19 protein-coding genes and 1 riboswitch are annotated in these 25,877 nt (G+C 37.8%); of the genes, 9 read left to right on the top strand and 10 right to left on the bottom strand.

From position 1 onward, the window contains the following. Positions 1-9: 9 nt before the first annotated feature. Positions 10-756 (bottom strand): electron transfer flavoprotein subunit beta/FixA family protein, encoded by a 747-nt coding sequence (locus ACOH2D_RS07575; RefSeq protein WP_449534867.1) that lies wholly within the window; start codon positions 754-756, stop codon positions 10-12. A 225-nt stretch (positions 757-981) separates the two neighbouring features. Here ACOH2D_RS07575 and ACOH2D_RS07570 point away from each other — a divergent pair, with 225 nt between their 5' ends. After that, positions 982-1,959 (top strand): pyruvate dehydrogenase complex E1 component subunit beta, encoded by a 978-nt coding sequence (locus ACOH2D_RS07570; protein WP_348035045.1) that lies wholly within the window; start codon positions 982-984, stop codon positions 1,957-1,959. Positions 1,960-2,033: 74 nt separating this feature from the next. Further along, positions 2,034-4,532, top strand: coding sequence for a DUF5686 and carboxypeptidase-like regulatory domain-containing protein (locus ACOH2D_RS07565; RefSeq protein ID WP_449534866.1), 2,499 nt, complete (start codon positions 2,034-2,036; stop codon positions 4,530-4,532). A gap of 126 nt (positions 4,533-4,658) precedes the next feature. On the opposite strand, the gene ACOH2D_RS07560 is transcribed toward ACOH2D_RS07565, so the two are convergent. Continuing rightward, positions 4,659-5,129: an RES family NAD+ phosphorylase gene (locus ACOH2D_RS07560; protein ID WP_348035043.1), complete on the bottom strand. Its 471-nt coding sequence runs from the start codon at positions 5,127-5,129 to the stop codon at positions 4,659-4,661. Then, positions 5,129-5,713, bottom strand: a complete 585-nt coding sequence (locus ACOH2D_RS07555; RefSeq protein ID WP_348035042.1) for an Xre family toxin-antitoxin system antitoxin — start codon at positions 5,711-5,713, stop codon at positions 5,129-5,131. The genes ACOH2D_RS07560 and ACOH2D_RS07555 overlap by 1 nt, the downstream gene beginning before the upstream one ends. A gap of 233 nt (positions 5,714-5,946) precedes the next feature. Here ACOH2D_RS07555 and ACOH2D_RS07550 point away from each other — a divergent pair, with 233 nt between their 5' ends. Continuing rightward, a complete protein-coding gene (locus ACOH2D_RS07550; RefSeq protein WP_348035041.1) occupies positions 5,947-6,474 on the top strand; it encodes an inorganic diphosphatase in 528 nt (175 codons plus the stop codon). Between the two features lie 126 nt (positions 6,475-6,600). Beyond that, complete coding sequence (locus ACOH2D_RS07545) at positions 6,601-8,997, top strand: sodium-translocating pyrophosphatase (RefSeq protein WP_348035040.1); 2,397 nt, start codon at positions 6,601-6,603, stop codon at positions 8,995-8,997. 380 nt (positions 8,998-9,377) lie between these two features. Here the strand turns inward: ACOH2D_RS07545 and ppk1 are convergent, their stop codons facing one another. The 6 genes from ppk1 to ACOH2D_RS07515 form a co-directional block, all read right to left on the bottom strand. After that, a complete protein-coding gene (gene ppk1 / locus ACOH2D_RS07540) occupies positions 9,378-11,420 on the bottom strand; it encodes a polyphosphate kinase 1 (protein ID WP_449534865.1) in 2,043 nt (680 codons plus the stop codon). A 111-nt stretch (positions 11,421-11,531) separates the two neighbouring features. Then, positions 11,532-12,146, bottom strand: a complete 615-nt coding sequence (locus tag ACOH2D_RS07535) for a deoxynucleoside kinase (RefSeq protein ID WP_449534864.1) — start codon at positions 12,144-12,146, stop codon at positions 11,532-11,534. A gap of 2 nt (positions 12,147-12,148) precedes the next feature. Next, complete coding sequence (locus ACOH2D_RS07530; RefSeq protein WP_449534863.1) at positions 12,149-12,928, bottom strand: hypothetical protein; 780 nt, start codon at positions 12,926-12,928, stop codon at positions 12,149-12,151. Between the two features lie 27 nt (positions 12,929-12,955). Beyond that, the gene (locus tag ACOH2D_RS07525) at positions 12,956-13,144 is read right to left on the bottom strand and encodes a hypothetical protein (protein ID WP_449534862.1); all 189 of its coding nucleotides are present in this window, start codon (positions 13,142-13,144) and stop codon (positions 12,956-12,958) included. Between the two features lie 53 nt (positions 13,145-13,197). Further along, entirely contained in the window at positions 13,198-13,881 is a 684-nt protein-coding gene (locus ACOH2D_RS07520) for a response regulator transcription factor (RefSeq protein ID WP_449534861.1), read from the bottom strand. Next, the gene (locus ACOH2D_RS07515) at positions 13,874-15,448 is read right to left on the bottom strand and encodes a sensor histidine kinase (protein WP_449534860.1); all 1,575 of its coding nucleotides are present in this window, start codon (positions 15,446-15,448) and stop codon (positions 13,874-13,876) included. The genes ACOH2D_RS07520 and ACOH2D_RS07515 overlap by 8 nt, the downstream gene beginning before the upstream one ends. A gap of 132 nt (positions 15,449-15,580) precedes the next feature. Here ACOH2D_RS07515 and ACOH2D_RS07510 point away from each other — a divergent pair, with 132 nt between their 5' ends. The 4 genes from ACOH2D_RS07510 to ACOH2D_RS07495 all read left to right on the top strand — a co-directional run bounded on the left by ACOH2D_RS07510 (position 15,581) and on the right by ACOH2D_RS07495 (position 22,326). Continuing rightward, positions 15,581-16,408 (top strand): GLPGLI family protein, encoded by an 828-nt coding sequence (locus ACOH2D_RS07510; protein ID WP_449534859.1) that lies wholly within the window; start codon positions 15,581-15,583, stop codon positions 16,406-16,408. Between the two features lie 105 nt (positions 16,409-16,513). Then, entirely contained in the window at positions 16,514-17,371 is an 858-nt protein-coding gene (locus tag ACOH2D_RS07505) for a GLPGLI family protein (RefSeq protein ID WP_449534858.1), read from the top strand. 43 nt (positions 17,372-17,414) lie between these two features. Continuing rightward, positions 17,415-20,120: a carboxypeptidase regulatory-like domain-containing protein gene (locus ACOH2D_RS07500; protein WP_449534857.1), complete on the top strand. Its 2,706-nt coding sequence runs from the start codon at positions 17,415-17,417 to the stop codon at positions 20,118-20,120. A gap of 658 nt (positions 20,121-20,778) precedes the next feature. Further along, entirely contained in the window at positions 20,779-22,326 is a 1,548-nt protein-coding gene (locus tag ACOH2D_RS07495) for a M20/M25/M40 family metallo-hydrolase (RefSeq protein WP_449534856.1), read from the top strand. A 279-nt stretch (positions 22,327-22,605) separates the two neighbouring features. On the opposite strand, the gene metK is transcribed toward ACOH2D_RS07495, so the two are convergent. Beyond that, positions 22,606-23,898, bottom strand: a complete 1,293-nt coding sequence (gene metK / locus ACOH2D_RS07490; protein WP_348036522.1) for a methionine adenosyltransferase — start codon at positions 23,896-23,898, stop codon at positions 22,606-22,608. A 407-nt stretch (positions 23,899-24,305) separates the two neighbouring features. Continuing rightward, positions 24,306-24,450: riboswitch (SAM riboswitch) on the top strand. A gap of 119 nt (positions 24,451-24,569) precedes the next feature. Between metK and ACOH2D_RS07485 the strand changes: the two genes are divergently transcribed. Then, positions 24,570-25,874: an O-acetylhomoserine aminocarboxypropyltransferase/cysteine synthase family protein gene (locus tag ACOH2D_RS07485; RefSeq protein ID WP_449534855.1), complete on the top strand. Its 1,305-nt coding sequence runs from the start codon at positions 24,570-24,572 to the stop codon at positions 25,872-25,874. The last annotated feature ends 3 nt before the right edge of the window (positions 25,875-25,877 follow it).

Raw genomic sequence — 25,877 nt, 5'->3', positions numbered from 1 at the left:
TATTGGAATTTATATTACTTTGGCTTCATTATGAAGCAGGCGAATCAATTCATCCAAATTGTCAGGAGAAATCATTTTCACGGCGCCTCTTGGTTCTGGTTTTTCGAATTTAAGTGTTGATGTTTCTTTAGTGGCCGCAACAGGTTCCACAACACTTAGTGGTTTTTGTCGTGCCATCATAATTCCTCTCATGTTTGGAATGCGCAAATCACTTTCTTCCACCAATCCTTTTTGACCACCAATAACAAGCGGTAAAGTAGTAGTGACCGTTTCTTTTCCACCATCAATTTCTCTCACGGCTTTCGCATTTGTGCCGTCCACTTCAAGGCTAATGCAATTGGTTATAAAGTTGGCACCTATCAATTCTGCCAACATTCCTGGAACCATTCCGCCGTTATAGTCAATAGATTCACGACCAGCAATGATGAGGTCATAACCACCAGCTTTAACCACGTTGGCCAATTGTTTGGCCACGGCGAATCCATCGGTGGCAGCGGTGTTTACACGAATGGCACTATCGGCACCAATAGCTAATGCTTTGCGCAAGGTAGGTTCTGTTTCTGGGCCACCAACATTAACAACGTCAACAGTGGCACCTTGTTTCTCTTTAAACCACATGGCACGGGTCAGGCCAAATTCGTCATTCGGGTTGATCACAAATTGAACGCCGTTCGTATCGAGTTTGGTGTCTCCATCCGTGAAATTGATTTTTGAAGTCGTATCAGGTACGTGACTAATACATACAAGTATTTTCATGCTTTTATAATTTATTATATTATTAGTTTTTTGGGAGAATTTGAAGCGATATCAAACTTAAGCCTCAAATTACACTGCAAACTGTCTTCTATTGAAGAGGATACGAAGTTAATTATTTTAGATGATATATTTGCTATGCGTGCATAATAAATTTTAAATAATTCTTTTCGATTTAGTTTTCGTTTTATTCTTACTTTTGCTAATCGATTTAAATTTTGAAATGAAATGAAGACAATTCAATTTAGAGAAGCTATCTGTGAAGCGATGAGCGAAGAAATGCGTCGTGATGAGAGCATTTATTTGATGGGTGAAGAGGTTGCTGAATATAATGGCGCTTATAAAGCATCAAAAGGGATGTTGGACGAGTTTGGAGCCAAGCGCGTCATTGACACACCTATTGCAGAACTTGGGTTTGCAGGGGTAGCTATCGGTTCGACCATGACGGGATGCCGCCCGATTGTAGAATATATGACCTTTAACTTCTGTTTGGTTGGGATTGATCAAATTATAAACAACGCTGCCAAAATCAGACAAATGTCAGGTGGGCAGTTTAAATGTCCGATCGTTTTTAGAGGCCCAACAGCTTCAGCTGGTCAGTTGGGAGCAACACACTCGCAAGCTTTTGAAAATTGGTTTGCTAATACTCCTGGATTAAAAGTAGTTGTGCCATCTAACGTTTATGATGCCAAAGGACTTTTAAAAGCCGCCATTCGTGATGACGACCCTGTTATTTTTATGGAAAGTGAGCAAATGTATGGCGATAAAGGTGAAGTGCCAGATGGGGAATACACCATTCCATTAGGTGTTGCTGAAGTTAAGCGTGAAGGTACGGATGTGACTATCGTTTCTTTCGGTAAAATTATAAAAGAGGCTTACAAGGCAGCTGATGAGTTGGCGAAAGAAGGTATTTCATGTGAAATCATCGACTTGAGAACCATCCGTCCGTTGGATAAGGAAACCATTTTGAAATCGGTTAAGAAAACTAACAGATTGGTTGTTTTGGAAGAAGCGTGGCCTTTTGGAAACATTTCTACCGAAATAACCTATATCGTACAGTCTGAAGCTTTTGATTACTTAGATGCGCCTGTTGTGAAAATCAATACAGCAGATACACCTGCACCATATTCGCCAGAGCTTTTTAAAGAATGGTTGCCTAATAGTGATGAGGTGGTTAAAGCGGTTAAAAAAGTATTATATAAATAAATCGCTCTCGATAGCTATCGGGATTGTGTTATCATGACTTCATCGGCCTTTGTGTTGATGAAGTTTTTTGTCTTATGAACCTAAATCTACGTTACTTATTTTTTTTCTTCGGAATCTGTTCCGCCTACGCCCAAACTAAAGTTAGCGGCTATGTGTATGATGAAAATAATGTTTCCGTAGCCTATGCCAATGTGCTGTTTAAAGGGTCAACCGTAGGTACGATTACCAACGAGGAAGGGAAGTTTTATTTGGAATCAACCAATACTTATGATAGGCTTATCGTCTCTTTTATTGGCTATGAAACTTTGGAAATTCCATTGACCAAGAAAGTCAATTATGAGATGAAGCTCATCTTAAAAGAATCGGCAGGCCAATTGGACGAAGTTTTTATAGTCACTGGAAAGCAATCCAAAAAAGAAAGTGAAAATCCTGCAATTGCCATCTTAAAGAAAATCTGGGAGCGCAAACGCCAAAACGGATTGCGCCAATTCAAGCAATACCAATACGACAAATACGAAAAGGTAGAGTTTGATATCAATACCATCGACAGCGCCTTAATTAAAAGTAAGTTGTTTAGGGGGATGGAATTCGTCTTTAATCAGGTGGATACCAGTAAAGTGACCGGAAAAACGTATCTGCCTATTTTCATTAATGAAGCGCGCAGTAAAGTGTTTGGTGACAATCTGAAGAAAAAGGAGAAGGAAGATTTAAAGGGAAATAAAAACTCTGGCTTTAGCAATAACCAGATCATTATTGATTTTGTGGATGATCTGTATTCTGATTTTGATATTTACGATAACTATCTCAAATTTTTTGATAAAAGCTTCGTGAGTCCGTTATCTAAAACCGGTATCAATACCTATAATTACGTGCTATCCGATAGTGCCTTCATCGATAATAAATGGTGCTATAATATTATTTATTATCCGCGACGAAAAAATGAATTGACCTTTAAAGGCGATTTTTGGGTCAACGATACCACTTATGCCATAAAGGAAATTAATCTGCAGGCTTCCAAAAGTGCCAACATCAACTGGGTTAAGGAAATTTATATCGAACAGGAATTTGAAGTCTTGAGTGATTCTATATTCTTGATCAAACGCGATTATTTTATGTCTGATTTTGCCTTCAACAAAAAGGAGAAGTCCCGCGGGGTTTACGGTAAACGCACCACGCTTTATGATAATTATGAGTTTGATATTCCTAAGGAAGACAAGTTTTATAGCAATGAAGTGTACAGCTATAATGAAGACGTATATAATAGGGATGATGCGTTTTGGGAACAAAACCGAATGGAATCTCTAAGTCAAGACGAAAAGGGTGTCTATAAAATGTTGGACACTTTAAAAACCGTAAAGAAATTCAAGCGACTTTATAATTTGGGCAGTATTTTGGGGTCTGGCTATATTGAGTTTTCAGATATTAATTTTGATTATGGACCTATCTTCTCCACATTTGGCTATAATGAAGTGGAAGGGATCCGGATCAGAACGGGGGGAAGGACGTATTTTGGACCTAACGATCTTTGGCGTTTGGAAGGCTTTTTGGCTTACGGATTTCGTGATGATAAAGTCAAATATGGCATATCAGGAAAATGGCTGATCGATAAAAAGAACCGCTTCATCATCTCGGCTGGGAATAGGCGTGATGTGGAACAGATTGGAGTCAATTTAACGGCTTCTACTGATATTTTGGGACGCAGTTTTGCATCCTCTTCCATTATAGGAACCAGTACCAATGATAAGTTGACCAATGTTAATTTGACCACAATGGCCGTGGAATTGGAGCCGGTAAGAAATTTAGAGTTTAGACTAAGTGGTGCCTACCGGACTTTAAGTTCGGCATCCGATACCTTTAGTTTGGATTATTATACCGATGCTACACATACGACTACCGCATCGGAAGTCAAACAATACGAAAATGCCTTCTCCGTTTCTTATTTTCCAGGACGTAAAATGACTGGATTTGGTGTGGAGCGTCGTCATGCCAATGATGGCTATCCTAGTTTATTTGCACAGGTTACTCGTGGAGATAAAGCGATTTTTAATAGTGATTTTGATTATACGAAGGTTCAGTTTTCATATATCCAACCTTGGCATGTAGGTGGATATGGACGATTGACCACCACACTTGAGGCAGGGAAGACTTTTGGCGATGTGCCTTTAGGGCTTTTGAATGTGGTGCCTGGTAACCAATCGTATTTTTCTATTTATAATAGCTTCTCACAATTGGATTATTATGAATTCGTGACCGATACCTACGCTTCCTTACATTTAGAACATAACTTTAACGGACGGTTCTTCTCAAGAATTCCGTTTTTGCGCAAATACAATCTTCGCGAGATTGTCGGAATTCGAGGTGTTTGGGGAGATGTTTCGCAAGCCAATAGAGATTTAAATGCTTCGGGATTGACCTATTTGGCACCTTCCGATAAAGTGTATTATGAATACAGCGTTGGCGTGGGGAACATCTTTAAAGTATTCCGCATCGACTTTAACTTTAGAGGCAATTATTTTGAAAATCCAGACGCACGAAATTTTGGGGTAACGGGGACTTTTGGGTTTAACTTTTAAAGAGACGAGGGTTTCCAATTCAGGTTTATTGGCTCATTAATTTCTAAACCTTAGCAAGGGTGTGCGCAATTATCCTGAGCGCTAGAGCAAGTGAGCTATGGTTTAATGGATTCTTTTGGAAACTTATTAGGCCTGTTTAAATCTGTTATCAAAAGTTATTCTTTTACGTGAAATAACTGTGATTTTTTTAGCTTCTGGATGATTAGGATTTATTAAGTAATTATGTTCTGGAGGGACAATGCTGCTTGGAACTCTGAGAACTGCAGCCTCGTTGTCTTTTACAAAATCATCTCCAATATATTGTGTTACTATAGATGGTGGCTTTATGTCCCAATCATTTGGTAAATCCTCGGTTCTTAATTCTAGGATCACAATGTCATCAGGTATATCAATCTCGACATAGTACCTGTCAACTGGTAAATCTTCACTGAAGTCTAAATGAACTGAGACTTCTAAAGTTGCCAATGCTCTCGATTCAGATGTGTAAACTAAATAGGTGTTGAGGCTGTTCCATCGATATCCTTCTGTTAAGGCCGCGCCGACTCCTTTTAAGGTGGTTTCTAAGTATTTTTCTCTTTCAATTCTATAGACTCTCATTAGGCCATATTTCCATATTCGAGTCTATTAAGACCGTTCTTTACTTCTTGAATGCCGGTCAAAGAGTCGAAAAGACTTTCAGGTGTGACACCGCCCAGTGAAATGTTCGGCTTTTTAAGCCAACGTTGAAATTTTTCTTTTTCATTATTGAAGACCTCCAGCCCATAATCTAGCAATTCTATAAGTACTAGAATTACTTCGCTATCTCTGTTTGTAAGTAAGTCTTTATCTTTCTTTTTTTTATTATAAGTGGTTTGTGGTATTCCCAGTAGATGTAAAAACTGTTTGATAGGTAAATTTGATCTTGAACTTATGACTTCAATTGATTCATATGGAAGTCCGCTTCTGATAATTTCAACTCTTTCCATTTTTGAGGTCCATGCGTATTTTTCCTCTGAAACGATTAGGCTCCATTTGGGGTTTCTGGTTATTCCCATCCGTGCACGATCAATGCTTTTTTTGGGATCTATCGCTTTGGTTCTAGTTGATATATTTTTCTTTTTAACAGTCATTGCAGTGGATTTGTTGTGAATGTAAAACAATTCTGTTGCAATTCCAAGCTTTCCTTGAATTAAATCATCCACAACACTAACATCATAGTGAGTAATTTTACATTTTTATTCTGGTGTATCGGTTATGTAAAATCTGAATAAGAAGCGAAATTGGAAATCATCTTAACATTTTTAAATTCCCCAAAAAATTAAGAGTTGGATAAAATTGCAAATCACAAAGAGTTCTGTATCTTTGCACGCCTAAAAAAGCATAAATTATATAACATAAGCCGCTAATAAAAAGGCTACTAAAAATAAATCACAACATGAGTCCTAAAGGAAAAACCACATTTGACGTATTGATTGAAATACCAAAAGGAAGCCGTAACAAATACGAATACGATTTTGATTTAAAGAAAATTCGTTTTGATCGTTTGTTGTTTTCGTCTATGATGTATCCTGCCGATTATGGCTTTATTCCAGAAACTTTTGCTTTGGACGGTGATCCATTAGACGTTTTGGTTTTGGGAACAGAGCCAACTTTTCCAATGTGTGTTATGGAAGTAAAACCTATTGGTGTTTTCCACATGGCAGATGAAAAAGGCAACGATGAAAAAATAATTTGTGTACCAGTTTCAGATCCTATTTGGAATACACTTAACGATTTAGAGGACGTTAACCCTCACCAAATAAAGGAAATCGAGCATTTCTTTCAAGTTTATAAAGATTTGGAAAAGAAAAAAGTAGATGTTGGTGGCTGGGGAACGGCGCAAACTGCTTATAAAATTGTTGATGAATGCGTAGAGCGTTATGAGCAAAGTGAACATAAAACTAATGGGAATTTTAAGATCTAAAATAATTCTCCATTGATAAAAACATGAACCCCTTATAAACTATAAGGGGTTTTTTATTTCTCATTGATTTTATTACATTAGCAACCGTTTAACATTCGTTTAACATTTTTAAACTAAAATAATAATATGGAATCAATGATGATTTATATGCCAATTGCCATGGCAGCCCTAGGGTTAATTTACATGCTGATCAAACAATCCTGGGTCATGAAACAAGACGCTGGAGATGGTAGAATGAAAGAAATTTCAGATTACATCCATGAAGGCGCCCTTGCTTTTTTAAATGCAGAATACCGTTTATTGGCCGTTTTTGTGGTGATTGTGAGTACGCTACTTGCGATTGTTTCTTTTATAGTGCCAACAACACACTGGTTAATCGTGATCGCTTTTATTTTTGGAGCTGTATTTTCGGCTTTCGCTGGAAATATTGGGATGAAAATCGCGACCAAAACTAACGTAAGAACCACACAGGCAGCGAAAACAAGTTTGCCAAATGCCCTAAAAGTATCTTTTGGTGGCGGAACCGTTATGGGTCTAGGCGTCGCTGGATTAGCGGTTTTAGGTTTAACCGTATTCTTTATTATTTTCTTCCATGTGTTTATGGGTGGTGTTTGGACGAACACTATGGATATGACTATCGTGTTGGAAACGCTGGCTGGTTTTTCATTGGGTGCTGAATCTATTGCGTTATTTGCGCGTGTAGGTGGCGGTATCTATACAAAAGCAGCTGATGTTGGTGCCGATTTAGTTGGTAAAGTAGAAGCCGGTATTCCTGAAGATGATCCCCGTAACCCTGCAACCATTGCAGATAATGTTGGTGATAATGTTGGTGACGTTGCTGGTATGGGCGCCGATTTATTCGGGTCTTATGTGGCAACGGTTTTGGCAGCGATGGTATTAGGGAATTATGTGATTAAGGATATGGGCGGCGCTCTTAATGATGCCTTCGGCGGGATTGGTCCAATCTTATTGCCTATGGCGATTGCTGGTGTCGGAATTATCATTTCGATTATTGGAACTTTGTTGGTCAAGATCAATAGTAATGATGCTAAGGAAGCTCAGGTTATGGGTGCTTTGAACCGTGGAAACTGGGTTGCCATCGCATTGGTTGCAGTATCTTGTTATGGTTTAGTAACTTGGATGTTGCCAGAAACCATGAAAATGAATTTCTTCGGCGAAGGACTTCAAGAAATTTCTTCTATGCGTGTATTTTATGCCACTTTGGTGGGATTGGTTGTAGGTGCTGTGATTTCATCGATTACCGAATTCTATACCGGTTTGGGTAAAAAACCAATCTTAAAAATTGTACAACAATCAAGTACTGGTGCGGGAACCAATATAATCGCGGGATTAGCTACAGGGATGATTTCTACATTTCCATCGGTATTGTTATTTGCTGCTGCAATTTGGACGTCTTATGCTTTTGCAGGATTCTATGGTGTAGCACTGGCTGCTTCAGCAATGATGGCCACTACAGCAATGCAGTTGGCTATTGATGCCTTCGGACCTATTTCTGATAACGCAGGTGGTATTGCTGAAATGAGTGAACAAGATCCTATTGTAAGAGAGCGTACGGATATCTTGGATGCCGTTGGTAACACAACAGCAGCAACAGGTAAAGGATTTGCGATAGCTTCGGCAGCGTTGACCTCTTTGGCTTTATTTGCGGCTTATGTAACGTTTACAGGCATTGACGGAATTAATATATTTAAAGCGCCTGTTTTAGCCATGTTATTTGTTGGAGGCATGGTGCCCGTCGTATTTTCTGCTTTAGCGATGAACGCGGTAGGTAAAGCAGCCATGCAAATGGTGGAAGAAGTACGTCGTCAGTTCCGTGAGATTCCAGGTATCATGGAAGGCACTGCAAAACCAGAATATGATAAATGTGTGGCAATTTCGACCGAAGCGTCTTTAAAAGAAATGGTGCTTCCCGGACTATTGACTATTGGTTTCCCATTGATTATTGCTTTCGTGCCGATGATTTATGGAATGAATAATTTGGCTATTGCTGAAATGTTGGGTGGTTATATGGCTGGAGTTACCGTAAGTGGTGTGCTTTGGGCTATTTTTCAGAACAACGCTGGTGGTGCTTGGGACAACGCTAAAAAATCTTTTGAGGCTGGTGTGTTGATCAATGGCGAAATGACCTTTAAAGGCTCTGAAGCGCATAAAGCAGCAGTAACTGGTGATACTGTTGGAGATCCATTTAAAGATACTTCAGGTCCATCCATGAACATTTTGATTAAATTGACCTGTTTGATCGGTTTGGTGATTGCGCCTATTTTAGGTGGCCACGCTGTTGGAACTGCAGTTAAAAATACCGAAGTGATTGAAGTTACTGATACTGTCAACAATTCATTGAATATTGAAATGATTTCAGAAAATCCTGATAATGCGAAGGCTATCGTTACAAGAACGTTTATTGAAGGTGATAAATTGATGAAAGAAAAAACGGTTCTGGAAGGAACTTTAGAAGAAGTGAAAATTGGCATTGCTGAATTGAAAGCAAAATACAAGAAATAATTCTTTCTCAAATAAATGCTATAAAAGGCCACGTCTCTATGATGTGGCCTTTTCTTTTTAAGATGATTAGGTAGGGTAAGCAATAGAACACAGATGACACAGATTTAACAGATTGTCACTGATTTCTTTCTGTACGTATATGTGTTTAGATTGAGTTTCAATCAAATAAGAATCAAAGAAAATCATAATATATTAGCGTCATCAGTGTCCCAATTATAGGAAAATAGAACGCAGATGACACAGATTTAAGCAGATTTACACAGATTTTTTTTTGGAAAGCGTTTCAACACATAAGCATTTCAAAACCTGTCAGGTCTGAGTATATAGATTTCAGTGAATATCATAAGAAATCAGCGTCATCAGTGTTCTATCGTTCGTTCTTAAACCTTCGCTTTCAATCGCTTAAAATACTCGTAAATCTCATATTGCGAACGGATTTCTGGTTTTTTGCCCACTTTAACGTAGTCGTTTTTCTGTTCGGCATCGATGATTCTGGCTTTGACATTATCAGCCAATTGAATGTCAATCACATCTCTGATAATCTTGAAATTGTCAGGATCCATAATTGGCGTTACTACCTCAATACGATGCGTTAAATTGCGCGTCATCCAATCGGCAGAACCGATATACATTTTTTCTTCGCCGCCATTGCCGAAAATATACACACGCCCATGTTCCAAAAAGCGATCTAAAATACTGATCACTTTGATGTTTTTACTTTGTCCTTTAATTCCAGGCACTAAACTGCACATCCCGCGCACCAACAATCGGATTTTGACGCCTTTATTGCTCGCTTCATAAAGTAACTTGATCATCTTTTTGTCTTCAAGGCTGTTCATCTTCAAAATGAGATAAGCCTCTTTGCCTGCTTGTGCCAAATGGATTTCTTTCTCCAATAAACTCACAAATTTGTTGCGCATGGAAAATGGAGAAATCAGAAGTTTTTTAGCTTTAGGTACAATAGAAGTGCCTTCAAGCACCAAGAATAATTTATTGAGATCTTCGGCGATTTTCTTGTTGTTGGTCATCAAGCCGAAATCCGTGTAAAGCGTGGCAGTGTTTTCATTGAAATTCCCCGTCCCAATGTAGCAATACGGCTTAATGTCCTCTCCAAATTGACGTTCGATATAGATGATTTTTGAATGCACTTTAATTCCAGGATAACTGTAAATAACCTGAGCACCACTATCTTTAAAGATTTCGCCCCATTTTAAATTGTTCTGCTCATCAAAACGGGCTTTGACTTCAATAAATACAATGACATTCTTTCCGTTTTTGGCGGCTTTGCTAATGGCGTTATTTAAACGCGATTCTTCTGCCACGCGGTAAAGTGTCATTTTTATGGTCGTTACGTTTGGATCATTGGCGGCCTCTTCCAGTAATTCAATAACCGGCTCGAACGACTGATAGGGATAATGTATCAACTGATCTTTGTTGTTAATCGCTTCAAACATGGACGCATACTTTAGAGTTACCGGATGGTCAATAGGTGGTAATTCTTCAAAATATAAATACTTGCTTGTGGGATTTGGAAAACCGAAAAAGTCCTTGAAATTATGATACGTGCCTCCTAAAACAATATCGACTTTGGTAACATCTAGTGCCTTTTTCAAGATATTCTGAAAACTTTCGGGCATCCGCTGGTCAATTAAAACACGCGTAGGCTGACCCGTTTCACGCTTAGGAAGTGATTCCTTGATTTTTTCCATCAGGTTGCCAGAAGACTCATCTTCTATATATAATTCGGCATCTCTGGAAATTTTTATCGCATAATAGGATAAATCCAATTCGGGTTGCAACTTGTAGAGATTATACTTGATGATGTCATCGATAAAGGTGATGTAGTGAGTGTCGTTCTCACATGGGAATACATAAAATCGAGGTTCATCTTTTGGAATTTGAACCACTTGAAATTTATCTTTGGAGATCAATGCAGTAATATAGGAATTTTCATTCTCAACAAAAACGGAGTCTTTAGTCGAAAAAACAGAGTTTTCAAAATCAATTTTAGATTTTAAAGTGGATTCGAAATAAGCTTCAGCCACTTTTTTCTGGGTTTCTGAAAAGTCTCTATAGGTAATAAGATGGATGCTTTCCTGTTTTAAATCGGGAATGATTTCGTTCTGAAAAAGCTGTCCAAATTCATCTTGAAGTAAATCGACTTGTACTTTGATTTCGGCAAGAACCTGATTGGGTTTGGTAACTAATTTTTTACGGATAGATTTGTCTAAATCCTTAACCTGTCGAATATCTGAAACCCGGACTCTAAAAAACTCATCCAAATTAGATGAGAAAATCGCCATAAACTTGATGCGTTCGTAAAGGGGATTGCGTTTATCGGCAACTTCCTGCAAAACGCGATGGTTAAAGCGTAACCATGAGAGGTCACGGTGGTAATATTTAGAGTTATAAAGTGGTGTCATAAATTATATCAATAGTCTATCTGCCTTTCGAATCTAAAATTTATTTAATGAATTTTAGATTCGAAAAGTACACTTTTAAACGCAAAAAAATGTTAGAAAAAGGATAAGGTGCTAAAACAATCCATGAATTTCAGCATCAATCGTCGTGATGATACTTCCTAAATCTTCAGGATTGGCAACAAAGTCTAAATTATCAACATCAATAATCAGCAATTTTCCTTTGTTATAACCCGAAATCCAAGCTTCATAACGTTCATTTAAACGGCTTAAATAGTCGATGCTGATGGAGTTTTCATACTCACGACCGCGACTGTGGATTTGCTTCACTAAATTAGGGATGGAGCTGCGCAAATAAATCAATAAATCAGGGCCTTGCACAAAGGTTTCCATCAATTCAAAAAGCGCACGGTAATTCTCAAAATCGCGATTGGTCATCAAACCCATGGCATGAAGGTTGGGCGCGAAAATATGCGAATCTTCATAAATGGTTCTGTCCTGTATGATGTCTCTTCCACTTTCACGAATTTGCATGACCTGACGGAAACGGCTGTTCAAGAAATACACCTGCAAATTGAAACTCCAACGTTCCATTTGATTATAAAAATCATCCAAATACGGATTGTCAACCACATCCTCTAACTGTGGCTCCCATCGGTAATGTTTTGCTAGTAATTTTGTAAGCGTGGTTTTTCCTGCACCAATGTTTCCGGCGATTGCTACATGCATATTTATCTGATTTTTAGTTGGAAGTGATGAAGTGTTTCATCGGTGCAAATATACAAGCTTTCATTGGTTAGTAAAAACTGTTTTATTAACAAATTAGGCAGTTTGATGGCGATGAGTTGGTCGTTGTCCTTGGCCAAAAAATAGAGACCGTCGTTTTTTTGGATGACAAGATTTCCGTTGTCTTCAGAAATTTGAATGAAATGATCATTTTCCATTTTAGAAATCATACTTCCGAAGTAATTGTATTTGTACAGGAATTTCTCAGTCAATAACCAAACATAATTATAGTTGCTTTCAAGATCTAAAACATTCGATTCTACAGGCATTGCCGTGGTCCTTGTTTTATTGGTTTTATAATCAAAGAGTTCCAATTGCTGTAAATCCTGATTAAAAATCCAAAGTGTAGTGTCAAATCCGGTAGAAATATGAGTCACGTTTTTATAGGGTTGGATGGTATTGAAATCGATTTTGTAGATTTCAGATAGCCGGTTATCCAAAACCACAACGGTATTGAAATTTTTATAAAGCAGATTAATTTTTAAAGGATTGAATGCGTTGGCCGAAGTGATATTCCCCAATTGTACATTGGTATAATTGAAAATTTGCTGTGGATCTTCTTTATAAAACGTGTTGCCGTTGGTGTAAAATTGTGTTCCGAAATTATCAATGGCTATAAAATGATCTGCATTTATTGGGATTTCATCCAAGGCAATTGCAATCATCTTTTCTTGACAAAAGAGTGATGCGGAGGCAAAGAGGAGAATGTAGAGCAGGTTTTTCATTTTAGATTGTGAATGCTATTGACGACATTATCTATATGTCCCTATTCGTTTTTTGATTTCAATTCTGAATTCTTCTAATGTTAGACCATTCTCAAAATTGTCTTGAAAGTCAGAGGATTCTTTATCTTTTAATTCTCTGATTTTATTCAAAATAACATCGTTTTCTAAAGCCATTAGCCATTCAACAAGTGCTTTCTTTTTCTCTAACCGTTCCATCTTATTTGGATGTTTCTTATCAATTCGGTACAAATTACAAAAACAAACCACAATCAACATATTAACTTGTAACCAAAACCTCTAACGTTCAAAATTTGAATGTTTTCATCGGCACTCAGCTTTTTTCGAAGTTTTGTAATAAAAACGTCCATACTTCGTGCATTGAAAAAGTCATCATTTCCCCAAAGTTTATTGAGAATAAGAGAGCGATCCAATACCTGGTTTTTGTTTTTTATAAGATGAAATAATAAATGGGCTTCGCGATGTGTGAGTTGTGTGGTATCGTCCTCTTTAAATTGTAAGGTCTGTTTTGGGAAATCAAAGGTAAAATCGCCGAAAGTCAGAGTTTCTGAAGCTTTTTGAAGGTTCGATCGGTTCAATAAATTATTGATCCGCACGATCAATTCCTCCATGCTAAAAGGCTTTTTTAGATAATCATTGCCGCCAATGGTAAAGCCTTCCACGACATCTTTGGTCTGGGATTTTGCCGTTAAAAAAATGATCGGAATTGTGTCATTTTTACTTCTGATTTCTTTGGCTAAAGTAAAGCCGTCTTTTTTGGGCATCATAACGTCCAAAACCAAGAGTTCTGGGTGTTGTTCTAAATAAACTTGTTTAGCCTTTTCGCCATTATCACAGAGCAAGACATTGAAATTTCGTGTTTCTAAACTCTCTTTTATGATTTGTCCTAAAGCGGGTTCGTCTTCGGCTAAAAGTATGGTAATGGGTTTATGCATTGGGGACGCTGATTTTAAAAGTGGTCAGTTGATTATCTACATTCAGAAGAATGGTGCCACCGTGTTTTTCAATAATTTTCTTGGTGTAATACAAGCCAATTCCGAAACCTTTAATATCATGCGTGTTTCCTTTTGGGACACGATAGAATTTTTCAAATAGTTTGCCTTTGTTGATTTGTTTCAAGCTATTGCCGTTATCGGATATGGAAATTGTGGTGGCGAATGAATTTTGTGTTAGACTAATCATAATGGTTTCTCCGCCATATTTCACAGCATTATCAATCATGTTATTGATGGCGTTTTCAAAATGAAACGGATCCACATTCGCAAAAACCATATCAGAAGGATACTCAAAATCCATCTTTTTGGCATCGTTTTGTACATAATGTCTGTCCACCAAATGTTGCACGAGTTCCACCACATTAATTTGTTCTTTATGCAATTCTAAGTTGTCGCTATCTAAGGTTGCGGTTTCCAATAATTTTTCGACCATCACATTGAGTTTTCCCAATTGATCTTTGGAAATGTTCAAATAGTTTAGCGTTTTCACTTTATCCTCAAGTGCATTAAAATTTCTTAAGCTTTCAAGGGCAACGCCAATGGTTGAAATAGGAGTTTTAAATTCGTGGGTAATATTACTAATCAGATCATTCTTTACTTCCGCCAATTGTTTTTGTTGCCGAATAATTCGGAGGAGATAAAATAAACACGAGATGATGGCAATTGCCAGCAAGAAAGATGTCAGAATTCCTGTAAAACTTAACTTTAAAGTGTCTTTTAGTGGGTTTTCGAATTCCAAAACAACACGTTCTTTTGGTTTTAAATAAGTGGATTTTGAAGTGACTGACATGATATCATTGCCTTTCAATTCGGAGTTGACACTATGATAAAGCGTGTCTTTCTTAAAATGTTTGATAATGTAATTAGGGGAAATGTGTTTCTGTTTAAACTGGATTTTTAATAAGGAATCGACTTGACCATATTCTAAAGTATCGCGATCCATGGAGATCATAATGGTGTTTATGCTTTTTATAACCTTTAAACTGTCAAAAGCCTTTTTTCCTTTTATTACCTGAACGGATTTGATTTGGCTGCCTTTTTCGAAATGTATTCCCGAATCATTAGTCGTCAATTGTGTGATGGCAATAATGCTGTCCAAAGGGTTTCTGCCTTTCGATAGGAGTATTTTATTCAATTCCCTTTTTTCGTTGGATAGCAAAGAATCCGTTGTTTTGGATGAATTCGATTTAAAACTGACAGAAGCAATATTGAGTGACTTCAATTTATTAGCTTTCGATCGGGTGTTGGATAATTTGGCGATTTCTTCTGAAATACTCGTGCCAAAGTCAGCAGTGTCATCAGGTTTAATAATGGTTAGAAAGTTTGATTTGGCGATTTCCGCATAATATTCTTCCAAGGCATTGTCGATGCTTAACTGAATTTCGTTGCTAACGCGCTGTTTGTTGAGTTGGTAATTATTGTAATTCCAATAAATCTGTACGCTAATGGTAATGACGATGGTCGCGGTAATCGCATATAAAATCCACAAGTAGTTTTTTGTCGTCATAGGTCAAAGATAGGGAGTTGGATGCATTCAATTTGTATCGGTTAACACTCGTTAACACTCATTAACGCAATGCTGTTTATTAATGGCTAATCTTTGTAATGGTAAAAATAATCAATCAAAAATCATTCAATTATGAAGTACAAACAAAAACTATCAGTCCTTGTAACCTTGTTTACGGTTATGATGGTAAATGCTCAGGATTTTCAAGGGGTCGCCACTTATAAATCCCATCGGAAATTTGATTTTAATGATGAAAACTTTAAAAAGGACTCTAAAGTAAGTCCTGAAATGCAGAAACAAATTGAAGATCAGCTTAGGCAACAATCGCAACAGGAATACACCTTAAATTTTAATCGCAACGAATCGATCTATACGAAAAACGAAAAACTGGCAGCGCCGATGCCATCGCGTGGCGGTATCACAATTAACTTTTCTGATGGTGCAGATGTGAGATATAAAAATCTGAAGGAACAAAGGTTTACCAATCAAACCGAATTTTACGGGAAACAGTTTCTCATCAAAGATTCCTTAAAAGGTCAACAATGGGAATTGCTCAATGAAACCAAAAATATTGGTCAATACACCTGTTTTAAAGCGCAGATTACAGAACAGGTCAAAACACAAACCATGACGGAAGATAAGGGCATTGAAACCGTCATGAAGGAAAAGGTAACCACCGCTTGGTACACCCCTCAAATCCCAGTTAGTAATGGGCCCGCCGAGTTTTTTGGACTTCCGGGTTTAATCTTGGAAATCAATGATGGTAAGTTGACTTTGATTTGCAGTAAAATTATCATTAACCCAGAAGACGTCATCACCATTAATGAACCTAAAAAGGGGAAGGTAGTTACGCAACAAGAATTTAATGATATCATGGAAAAGAAAAACAAAGAAATGATGGATCAAATGAATTCCAGAGGCAACAGCGGCGGCACGGTAATTTTTAGGTCTGGCAGATAGTTTTAAGAAAAATTTAACGTTTTATGGTTTAACTAACTGGATTTTTAACAGTCAAATTGAACCGATGTCTGTTTTGAACAACCACTTCATAATAAAACGTAAAAAATGAAATCACTCTCTATTAAATTTCTCGGCTGTTTTATCCTTTTGTTTTCTGGTGCATTGATGGCGCAGGATTTTCAAGGGAAAGCCTATTACCAATCAAAGACGACCATGGACATGGATAATCTTGGTGGTAATCAAATGAGCGACCAACAGAAAAAAATGATGGCCGAACGCATGAAAAACATGTTGGAGAAAACCTACATTCTAAGTTTTAACAGGACAGAATCCATTTACAAAGAGGAAGAGAAATTAGCCACTCCAGGATCAGGTGGCGGCGGATGGGCTATGATGGGTAGTTTTACCGCTGGTGCACAATATAAAAACGTGAAAGACCATCAACTCATCCAAGACCAAGAGTTTTTCGGGAAGCAGTTTTTAATCAAAGATTCCATCCCGAAATTAGAATGGAAAATGGAGAATGAATCCAAGCAAATCGGCCAATATTTAGCTTTTAAAGCTACGGCCATGAAAAAAGGCGAGGAGATGGATTTCGGCAATATGCGACGACGCAACAGAGATGCGGAAACAAAAAAGGAAGGAGATAAATCAACTAATCCAATGGACGAAATTGAAGTTCCAAAGGAAATCCTCGTTACTGCGTGGTACACGCCACAAATCCCGGTCAATCAAGGTCCGGGAGAATATTGGGGACTTCCGGGCTTGATTTTGGAAGTGAGTTCTGGTCGTACAACTATTTTATGTACAAAAATTGAAATCAATCCTAAGGATAAAGTTGAAATCAAAGCACCAACAAAAGGCAAAGCAGTTACCAAAGCACAATACGCCGAAATCGTAAAAGATAAAATGAAAGAAATGCAGGACATGGGCGGCGGTAGAGGTCGTGGTTCACGTTTCTAACATAAGACTACCATAACATAAACAATCAATCAAAAAACTTATAATGAGACATTTCATAACGCTGATACTGCTTTGTGTAGTAGGAAATTCTTTTGCGCAAATTAAAGTAGAAGGCGTCGTTAAAGATAGTATAGGCAATCCGTTGGAATTAGCCAACGTCATCGCCATAAATCAACAAACCAAAGGCTTGGAGTCGTACGGGATTACTAACAATCAAGGACGCTACAAATTGGCGTTGACCAAAAACATGACTTACACCATTCAAGTGAGCTATATTGGTATGAAAACCTATGATGAAACCTTAAGTATTAAGGAGTCGGACTTGATTAAAAATTTGACATTAAAGGAAGATAATAGTCTGGCTGAAATTCATTTGACCTATGAAATGCCAGTGACCATCAAAGGCGATACTTTGATATATAATGCGGATTCTTTTAACAAAGGTACTGAGCGAAAATTGGGCGATGTATTGAAAAACTTGCCAGGAGTTGAAGTCAATGCCGATGGCGAAATTGAGATAGAAGGCAAGGTCGTAGGTAAAGTCATGATCGACGGCAAGAATTTTTTTGATGGCGATTCCAAATTGGCCACTAAAAATATTCCTGCGAGTGCAGTGGACAAAGTTCAGGTTCTTAAAAATTATGCAGAGGTTGGACAATTGAGTGGGGTGACCAATAATATGGATAATATTGCCATCAACATTAAACTAAAAAAAGGGAAATCCAATTTCTGGTTTGGAGATATCACTGCCGGTGGTGGTGTTTCGGAAAATAATGGATTGTATCTGGCCCAACCAAAGTTATTTTATTACAGTCCAAAATACAGTGTGAATTTGATTGGCGATTTGAATAATATTGGTGAAATCGCTTTTACACGTCGTGATTATTTCAATTTTTCGGGTGGTTTCAGATCCCCAAGTCGTAATAGTGGCACCTCTATCAATTTAGGAAGTAATAATCTTGGGTTTTTATCCATGCAGAATAATCGAGCAAAAGATATCAATACCAAGTTTGGGGCGGCAAATTTTAGCTATTCGCCCAATAAAAAATTGGATTTAAGCGGTTTTGCTATTATATCAGGCAACAGAACCGATTTGCAAGAGAACAACTCCGTACAATATACCAATTCCGATTTGGGAATTCCCGATGAAGACACTCAAAGTACGACCAGACAGCGTAGTGATTTGGGGATGTTAAAAATGAGTGCGAAATACAAGCCAAACGCAAGTAATCAATTGGATTATGATATTTTGGGCCGTCTTTCAAAAGAATCTCAAGATCAAAATTATCTGTCATCCGTTATTGGAAATATCGATCAGTTTGAAAAGACCAAGCCTTTTAGTATCAACCAAAACCTGAGTTATTACTATACGTTGGACGAGACGAATATTTTTGCTTTTGAAGCGCAGCATTTATTACAGGATGAGGATCCGTTTTATAATGCGATTATTGAAGAAAAAGCCAATTATGAAAAAACAGCGACTAATTTAGGATTGGATCCTAACCAATTGGATTATAATGTGGCTCAGGACAAACGTATCAAATCGAATCAATTGGATGCGAAATTGGATTATTGGAAGGTGTTGAATGCCAAAAGTAATATCAATTTCACTTTAGGAACCATTTTGAGTAAGCAGAATTTTGACTCTGAAATCTTCCAGTTTTTAGATGATGACACCATTTTTGATCCGACGCCAACGTTTAACAATGGTTTGGATACGAACAACACCGATTATAATTTCAGCGATATTTATTTAGGTGCGCATTACCAATTCAAAACTGGGATTTTTACGATTACTCCAGGACTTTCAGCGCATGCCTACACTTCGAAAAATGTACAGTTTGGTGAGGAATATAAAAATAATTTCTTCAAGCTTCTTCCTGATTTTGATATGCGTATCCAGTTGAAAAAAAGTGAGACTATTTCCTTGACCTATGCCATGAATACGCAATTTACCGATGTGACCAATTTGGCAAGAGGGATTGTGCTCAACAATTACAACTCTATTTTCTCAGGAAATGAAAGTTTGGACAACGCTTTGTCTCATAACGTGCGATTGAATTATTTCAGCTTCAATATGTTCAATTATACCAATGTGAATGGAGGGATTAGCTACAGCAAAAAGATAGATCAAATTCGTAATTTGACCAATTTCGAAAGCGTCATTCGTACCAATTCGCCATTCAATTCTGATTTTGCAGATGAGACCGTCAACGCAAACGGACGTTTTCAAAAACGGTTTGGGAAGTGGCAAGCTTCAGTGAATGGTAATTTCAGTTATTCAAAGTTTAATCAATTCATCCAAGGCATTCGTTCAGTTAACGAAAATTATTCGCAAACCTATGGTGCGGAATTAAGAACAAATTTCAGACAGGCGCCAAACGTTACTGTGGGTTATCGTTATGGAATTCAAGACAGTGATCAAGGATCTACCAGAAATAAATTCTATACGAAGACACCATCTATTGAAGTGGACGCACTAATTTTAAAAACATTCACTTTTAAAACAGATTTCGCTTATAATAATTTTAGTAATAATGACCGAACGCTCAACAAATACGAGTTCTGGAACGCGTCTTTAGCCTATAGAACAAATAAGGATGCCAAATTGGAATATGCGGTAAAAGCGACTAACTTATTGAATACAAAATCACAAAGCCAAAGTAACACCAGCAGCATTTCAGTAAGTGCAACCGAATATTTTATTCAACCCCGTTTTGTGACCTTTAGAGTTATTTATTCGCTTTAATAATAGAAAAGATTTAATCTTGAAAAAGGATAATTTCAGAAGAAGTTGTCCTTTTTTGGTTTCTAATTATGACGTCTGAATAAAATATAATTGCCTTAAAGAGGTTTAAATTTTTAAAACATTTTTGGGGTTTTCTTCGGATAGTTCTAATGGTTTTTGTCATTTAGAAAGATGATTGCTCGAGTAAGGATTATTTTCATATTTCTGAAATTGAAAAAAAAATAATAACCGGTCAAATATTTGATTTCATATTATTGTGGTCCGATGCAGTACTTCGCGTACCCTTCTATAAATAGAGGTTTTTAAAGTTTTGTTCAACGATACACTTCTTCTATTCATTGTTACAAACGCTTAAAAAAATCACGAATTTGGACGAGCTTTTCAGTTTTAAGCCCAATGATTTCAATGCTTTACGGCATAAGTTTATATTCTATTTTCTTTCAACGCAGTGGTCTTGGTTCCTTTATCGGACAATAGTGATTTCATATATGTTTTCAACCCTTTATGATTTGTGTCTATATTCTTGATTCTAAAAGCGAAGCGGCGGATCCTGAGCTTGTCGAAGGGTTTTGATTCTTTTTTGAAGACTATTGGTTTCTAATCTTAGATATAAGTTGTATTTTGAGACCCTTAATTTACTAAACAAAACTACTAACAAATGAAAAGAATTTTACTAGGGGCATTCCTGATATGCTCTGTGTTTACAGTGACTGCACAGCAGAAAAATGCGGTTATTGAAAACATGATTAAAGAAGCCAATGAGAATTCCCAATTGGAAATTTTAGGACATCATTTAATGGATGTCATTGGCCCACGATTGGTGGGAACACCGCAGATGAAAAAAGCTCATGATTGGGCTGTAGCTACATATGAAAAATGGGGCATTCCTGCACAAAATGAACAATACGGTGAGTGGAAAGCTTGGGAGCGCGGTGTAACCCATATCGATATGGTGTATCCACGTGTGCAAACCTTAGCAGGTATTCAATTGTCTTGGAGCCCAAGTACGGGTCCAAAAGGTGTGACTGCGGAAGTGATTACGCTTCCAACCGTGAAAGATGCGGCAGAGTTTAAAAATTGGCTTAAAAATGCCAAAGGAAAATTTGTGATGGTTTCTGAATATCAAATTACAGGAAGACCTGATTATAACTGGGAAGAATTTGCGACTCCAGAATCTTTTGAGAAAATGAAAAAGACTCGTGATTCGATTTCAAAAGCTTTTCGCGACAACATCAGCAGAACAGGATATGATGCAAGGACCATCATTAATGCTTTAGAAGATGCCGGTGCTGCCGGTATTGTATCTTCATATTGGTCGAAAGCCTTTGGAGCGAATAAAATATTTGGCGCACGTACCAAAAAGATCCCAACGGTTGATATCGAGTTGGAGTCTTACACCATGCTTTATCGTTTAGCTGAATATGGCGACAAACCAAGAATTAAAATTGTTGCGGAGTCTAAAGATTTAGGTATGGCACCAACATTTAATACAGTTGCGCAAATAAAAGGTACTGAAAAACCAGAAGAGTATGTGATTCTTTCTGCGCATTTCGATTCATGGGATGGTGGTACAGGAGCAACTGATAATGGCACTGGAACTTTGGTTATGATGGAAGCAATGCGTTTGTTGAAAAAGTTTTATCCAAACCCAAAACGTACGATTTTAGTAGGTCACTGGGGTAGCGAAGAGCAAGGATTGAATGGTTCACGTGCTTTTGTGGAAGACCATCCAGAAATTGTGAAAAATATTCAAGCGGTATTCAATCAAGATAACGGTACCGGACGTGTGGTTGATTTATCAGGTGCAGGATATTTGCATGCTTATGACTATTTAACCCGTTGGTTAAGTGCGGTTCCAAAAGATATATCAAGTCATATCAAAACCAATTTCCCTGGTTCTCCAGCTGGTGGAGGTTCAGATAACGCCTCTTTTGTGGCTGCAGGAGCACCTTCATTTAACTTGAGCTCTTTAAACTGGTCCTACTGGAATTATACTTGGCATACCAACAGAGATACCTATGATAAAATCGTTTTTGACGATGTGAGAAGCAATGCGATCTTGACTGCTATATTAGCCTATGAAGCCAGTGAAGATCCTGAGAGAGTATCGAAAGAAAAAATAGTATTGCCAATTAACGAGCGAACTGGCAAGCAAATGGAATGGCCAATACAACGTTCTCCAGAGCGTAAAGGTGGATTGGATTAATCCAACGCTATTCTTACAATTAAATTTTGAGTAACCCCAGCTTTATCTGGGGGTTAAAAGATAAAAAGTGAAGGGCTTTAGCCAAACTGTCGTCTCGGGTACAGTTTGGGCTAAAGCCCTTTGCTTTTCTACACTTTCATGCCCCGAGCTAAAGCTCGGGGTTATTTTTTAGGACTATACATTATGATATCAAAAAACCTTCAGCATTTCTACTGAAGGTTCTCTTTTGTATTTTATAAAGTCTTTGTACTTAATTCTAAAAGCGAAGCGGTCTTTATTCTAATTAATTTCAAACGCCGCTCTGACTTTGTCCACATAATCCAATTTTTCCCAAGTGAACAATTCCACATCAAGGGTTACAGTGGTGCCATTGAATTGTTCAAAAGTTTTTGTAACGGTTTCGTTAACTCTTCCCATATGGCCATAAGCTGCAGTTTCGCTGTACATCGGTTGACGCAGTTTTAAGCGGTCTTCAATGGCTGCTGGACGCATGTCAAAAATTTCGAATATCTTATCTGCAATTTCGCCATCCGTTAAATTAAATGGACACGTACCGTAAGTGTCCACATAAATGGATGTAGGTTGCACCACGCCAATAGCATAACTTACTTGAACTAAAACTTCAGAACAAATGCCTGCTGCGACTAAGTTTTTAGCAATATGACGTGTTGCATAGGCAGCACTTCTATCTACTTTACTTGGATCTTTTCCAGAAAAAGCCCCACCACCATGGGCTCCTTTACCACCATAGGTGTCTACTATAATTTTTCGTCCAGTAAGTCCGGTGTCGCCATGTGGTCCACCGATAACAAACTTCCCAGTTGGGTTGATATGGTACGTAATGTCATCATTGAACAACACCTGAATTTGCTCCGGAAGTCCAGCAACAACTCGCGGAATCAAAATGGCAACAATATCTTTTCTGATTTTCTCCAACATTTCAGTATCCGCAGCAATGATATCTTCTGCCGAATTAGATGCTGGTTTTACAAAATCGTCATGTTGTGTGGAAATCACAATGGCATCAATGCGCTGCGGTACGTTGTCATCACTGTATTCAATAGTGACTTGACTTTTGGAGTCTGGTCGTAAATAAGTGATGTCTTTGTTTTCTCTGCGTAAAGCAGCCAATTCGATCATCAAACGATGTGAAAGATCTAAAGCCAGAGGCATATAATTTTCAGTTTCGCTAGTGGCGTAACCAAACATCATCCCTTGATCTCCTGCACCCTGTTCTTCCTTGTTAGCTCTGTCAACACCTCTGTTGATATCTTCAGATTGCTCATGGATGGCTGAAAAAACACCACAAGAATTGCCGTCGAACATATAGGCACTTTTGGTGTAACCAATTTTATTGATGGTATCTCTTGCTATTTTTTGAACGTCCAAATAGGTTTTTGATTTGACCTCGCCTGCAAGGACGACTTGTCCAGTAGTCACCAAGGTCTCACAAGCCACTTTAGAGTCTTTGTCAAACGCTAAAAAGTTGTCAATTAAAGCATCACTGATTTGATCTGCTACTTTGTCTGGATGTCCTTCAGAAACGCTTTCTGAGGTAAATAAATATGCCATAACCTTTTCTTTATTATAGGTTTACGGAAGATTTGACGGAAAACGTCGAAGGTAGTTTGCACTGCCTTTAGCATTTTTAACTCTGTTGTTGATACAGAGTCTCATCCTCAGGGTTTCCCGATTCAGAAGAGGTTGCAATCAGTCAAATCTTTCCTCTCAATTATTAATAGGCAAAAGTAAAAAAATTAAATGGATGGCAAATCCTTTTATTTTGATTTCGTCTGAAATTAAACTCACAAGATTTTTTTCGAGCTTAAATTTCAATGAAGTATCCTTTGCCTGCTTGAAGAAAGTGAGGTTTTTTGGAATTGTAAAACAGCTGGTTTTTAAAAAACTTTATAATTTATTTGGAATTGTAACATTTGTGTTGCAATATTTGCGTTCACAAAGTTCAAAAACTTATTGAAGTGTTATCAAGAAAGGCGGAGGGATTAGACCCGATGAAGCCTTGGCAACCCTTAAAATTCCTGCGCAAACAGGAATCTCATTTAAGAAGGTGCTAAATTCTACTTAATTACTGATTCATTTATCAGGTAATTGGATAGATAACTAAACGTAATTACTCATCTGTGATTACTCTTTTCTTTTTAACATTTTTCTATTTGGTCCGTCAGTGATGGCGTATTTGGCTTTTGTTTTAATTCATTTATTAACTCAAAAAAACTAGAAAAATGAGTACACAAAAATTCGCAACCCAAGCGTTGCACGCAGGACACGATGTTCAATCCAATGGCGGTACTAGAGCAGTGCCAATTTATCAATCCACAGCTTTTGTTTTCAAAAACTCTGATCATGCTGCAAACTTATTTGCACTTGCTGAGCCTGGAAACATTTACACGCGAATCAACAATCCAACAACTGACATTTTAGAGCAGCGAGTAGCAGCACTTGATGGTGGAATTGCAGCAGTGGCCACAGCCTCAGGAATGGCTGCCATTGCTACGACTTTGCTCACGCTTTTAAGAGCGGGCGATCATATTGTGGCGTCAAGCAGTTTGTACGGAGGTACTTACAATTTGTTAAATGTGACTTTGCCAAGACATGGTATTACCACCACATTTGTCGATCCGTCAGATCCTGATAATTTTGATAAAGCCGTACAGGGAAATACACGTGTTATTTTCATTGAGTCTTTAGGAAATCCTAAATTGGATGTGTTGGATATAAAAGCGATTTCTGATGCTGCAAAAAAGAATAAAATCCCCTTAATTGTTGACAATACCGTAGCAACATCTTACTTGCTAAAGCCTATTGCGCATGGTGCGGATATCGTTATTCACTCGTTAACAAAATACGCAAATGGTAATGGAACTGCTATCGGAGGCGCCATTGTTGACGGTGGTAATTTTGATTGGGCCAATGGTAAATTTCCAGAATTTACAGAGCCATCTGCCGGATACCACGGTTTAGTATATTCAGAAGTATTGAAAAATGCGGCTTTTATCGCAAAAGTTCGTGTGGAAGGTCTTCGTGATTACGGATCGGCGTTAAGTCCATTTAATGCGTTTCAAATCATTCAAGGTTTGGAAACTTTAGAATTACGTATCAAACAACACAGTAAAAATGCTTTGGAATTGGCCAAATGGCTTCAAGAGCAAGAGGAAGTCACTTGGGTAAATTATCCAGGTTTGGAATCAAGTCCTTATAAAGCGTTGGCTGATCAATATCTGCCGGAAGGCAAAAGTGGCTTGGTTACTTTCGGTGTTACTGGAGGTTATGAAGCGGCTAAAATAATTGCAGATGAAACCAAGTTGTTCTCATTGCTCGCTAATATCGGCGATACCAAATCACTCATCATTCATCCAGCAAGCACCACGCACCAACAGTTGCCGGACGAAGCTCAGGAACTTACTGGAGTTACAAAAGATTTAATTCGTTTGTCGGTCGGTCTAGAGGATATCGACGATTTAAAAGCTGATTTAAAACAGGCGTTTAAACTAGTTAGTGAATCTGTTTTGCAGAATTCAGCTAACTAATAA

Source organism: Gelidibacter sp., from assembly GCF_053579655.1.
Note: the sequence above shows the minus strand (reverse complement) of the source record. Positions and strands in the feature narration are given on the sequence as shown.

Bases quoted from the DNA above. Each gene is read 5' to 3' on its own strand.
- ACOH2D_RS07550 (WP_348035041.1), top strand. From the start codon at position 5,947: ATGAGTCCTAAAGGAAAAACCACATTTGACGTATTGATTGAAATACCA.
- ppk1 (WP_449534865.1), bottom strand. From the start codon at position 11,420: ATGACACCACTTTATAACTCTAAATATTACCACCGTGACCTCTCATGG.
- ACOH2D_RS07575 (WP_449534867.1), bottom strand. From the start codon at position 756: ATGAAAATACTTGTATGTATTAGTCACGTACCTGATACGACTTCAAAA.
- ACOH2D_RS07535 (WP_449534864.1), bottom strand. From the start codon at position 12,146: ATGCATGTAGCAATCGCCGGAAACATTGGTGCAGGAAAAACCACGCTT.
- ACOH2D_RS07515 (WP_449534860.1), bottom strand. From the start codon at position 15,448: ATGACGACAAAAAACTACTTGTGGATTTTATATGCGATTACCGCGACC.
- ACOH2D_RS07560 (WP_348035043.1), bottom strand. From the start codon at position 5,129: ATGAGAGTCTATAGAATTGAAAGAGAAAAATACTTAGAAACCACCTTA.
- ACOH2D_RS07565 (WP_449534866.1), top strand. From the start codon at position 2,034: ATGAACCTAAATCTACGTTACTTATTTTTTTTCTTCGGAATCTGTTCC.
- ACOH2D_RS07500 (WP_449534857.1), top strand. From the start codon at position 17,415: ATGAGACATTTCATAACGCTGATACTGCTTTGTGTAGTAGGAAATTCT.
- ACOH2D_RS07525 (WP_449534862.1), bottom strand. From the start codon at position 13,144: ATGGAACGGTTAGAGAAAAAGAAAGCACTTGTTGAATGGCTAATGGCT.
- ACOH2D_RS07570 (WP_348035045.1), top strand. From the start codon at position 982: ATGAAGACAATTCAATTTAGAGAAGCTATCTGTGAAGCGATGAGCGAA.
- ACOH2D_RS07505 (WP_449534858.1), top strand. From the start codon at position 16,514: ATGAAATCACTCTCTATTAAATTTCTCGGCTGTTTTATCCTTTTGTTT.
- ACOH2D_RS07520 (WP_449534861.1), bottom strand. From the start codon at position 13,881: ATGCATAAACCCATTACCATACTTTTAGCCGAAGACGAACCCGCTTTA.
- ACOH2D_RS07510 (WP_449534859.1), top strand. From the start codon at position 15,581: ATGAAGTACAAACAAAAACTATCAGTCCTTGTAACCTTGTTTACGGTT.
- ACOH2D_RS07530 (WP_449534863.1), bottom strand. From the start codon at position 12,928: ATGAAAAACCTGCTCTACATTCTCCTCTTTGCCTCCGCATCACTCTTT.
- metK (WP_348036522.1), bottom strand. From the start codon at position 23,898: ATGGCATATTTATTTACCTCAGAAAGCGTTTCTGAAGGACATCCAGAC.
- ACOH2D_RS07545 (WP_348035040.1), top strand. From the start codon at position 6,601: ATGGAATCAATGATGATTTATATGCCAATTGCCATGGCAGCCCTAGGG.
- ACOH2D_RS07485 (WP_449534855.1), top strand. From the start codon at position 24,570: ATGAGTACACAAAAATTCGCAACCCAAGCGTTGCACGCAGGACACGAT.
- ACOH2D_RS07495 (WP_449534856.1), top strand. From the start codon at position 20,779: ATGAAAAGAATTTTACTAGGGGCATTCCTGATATGCTCTGTGTTTACA.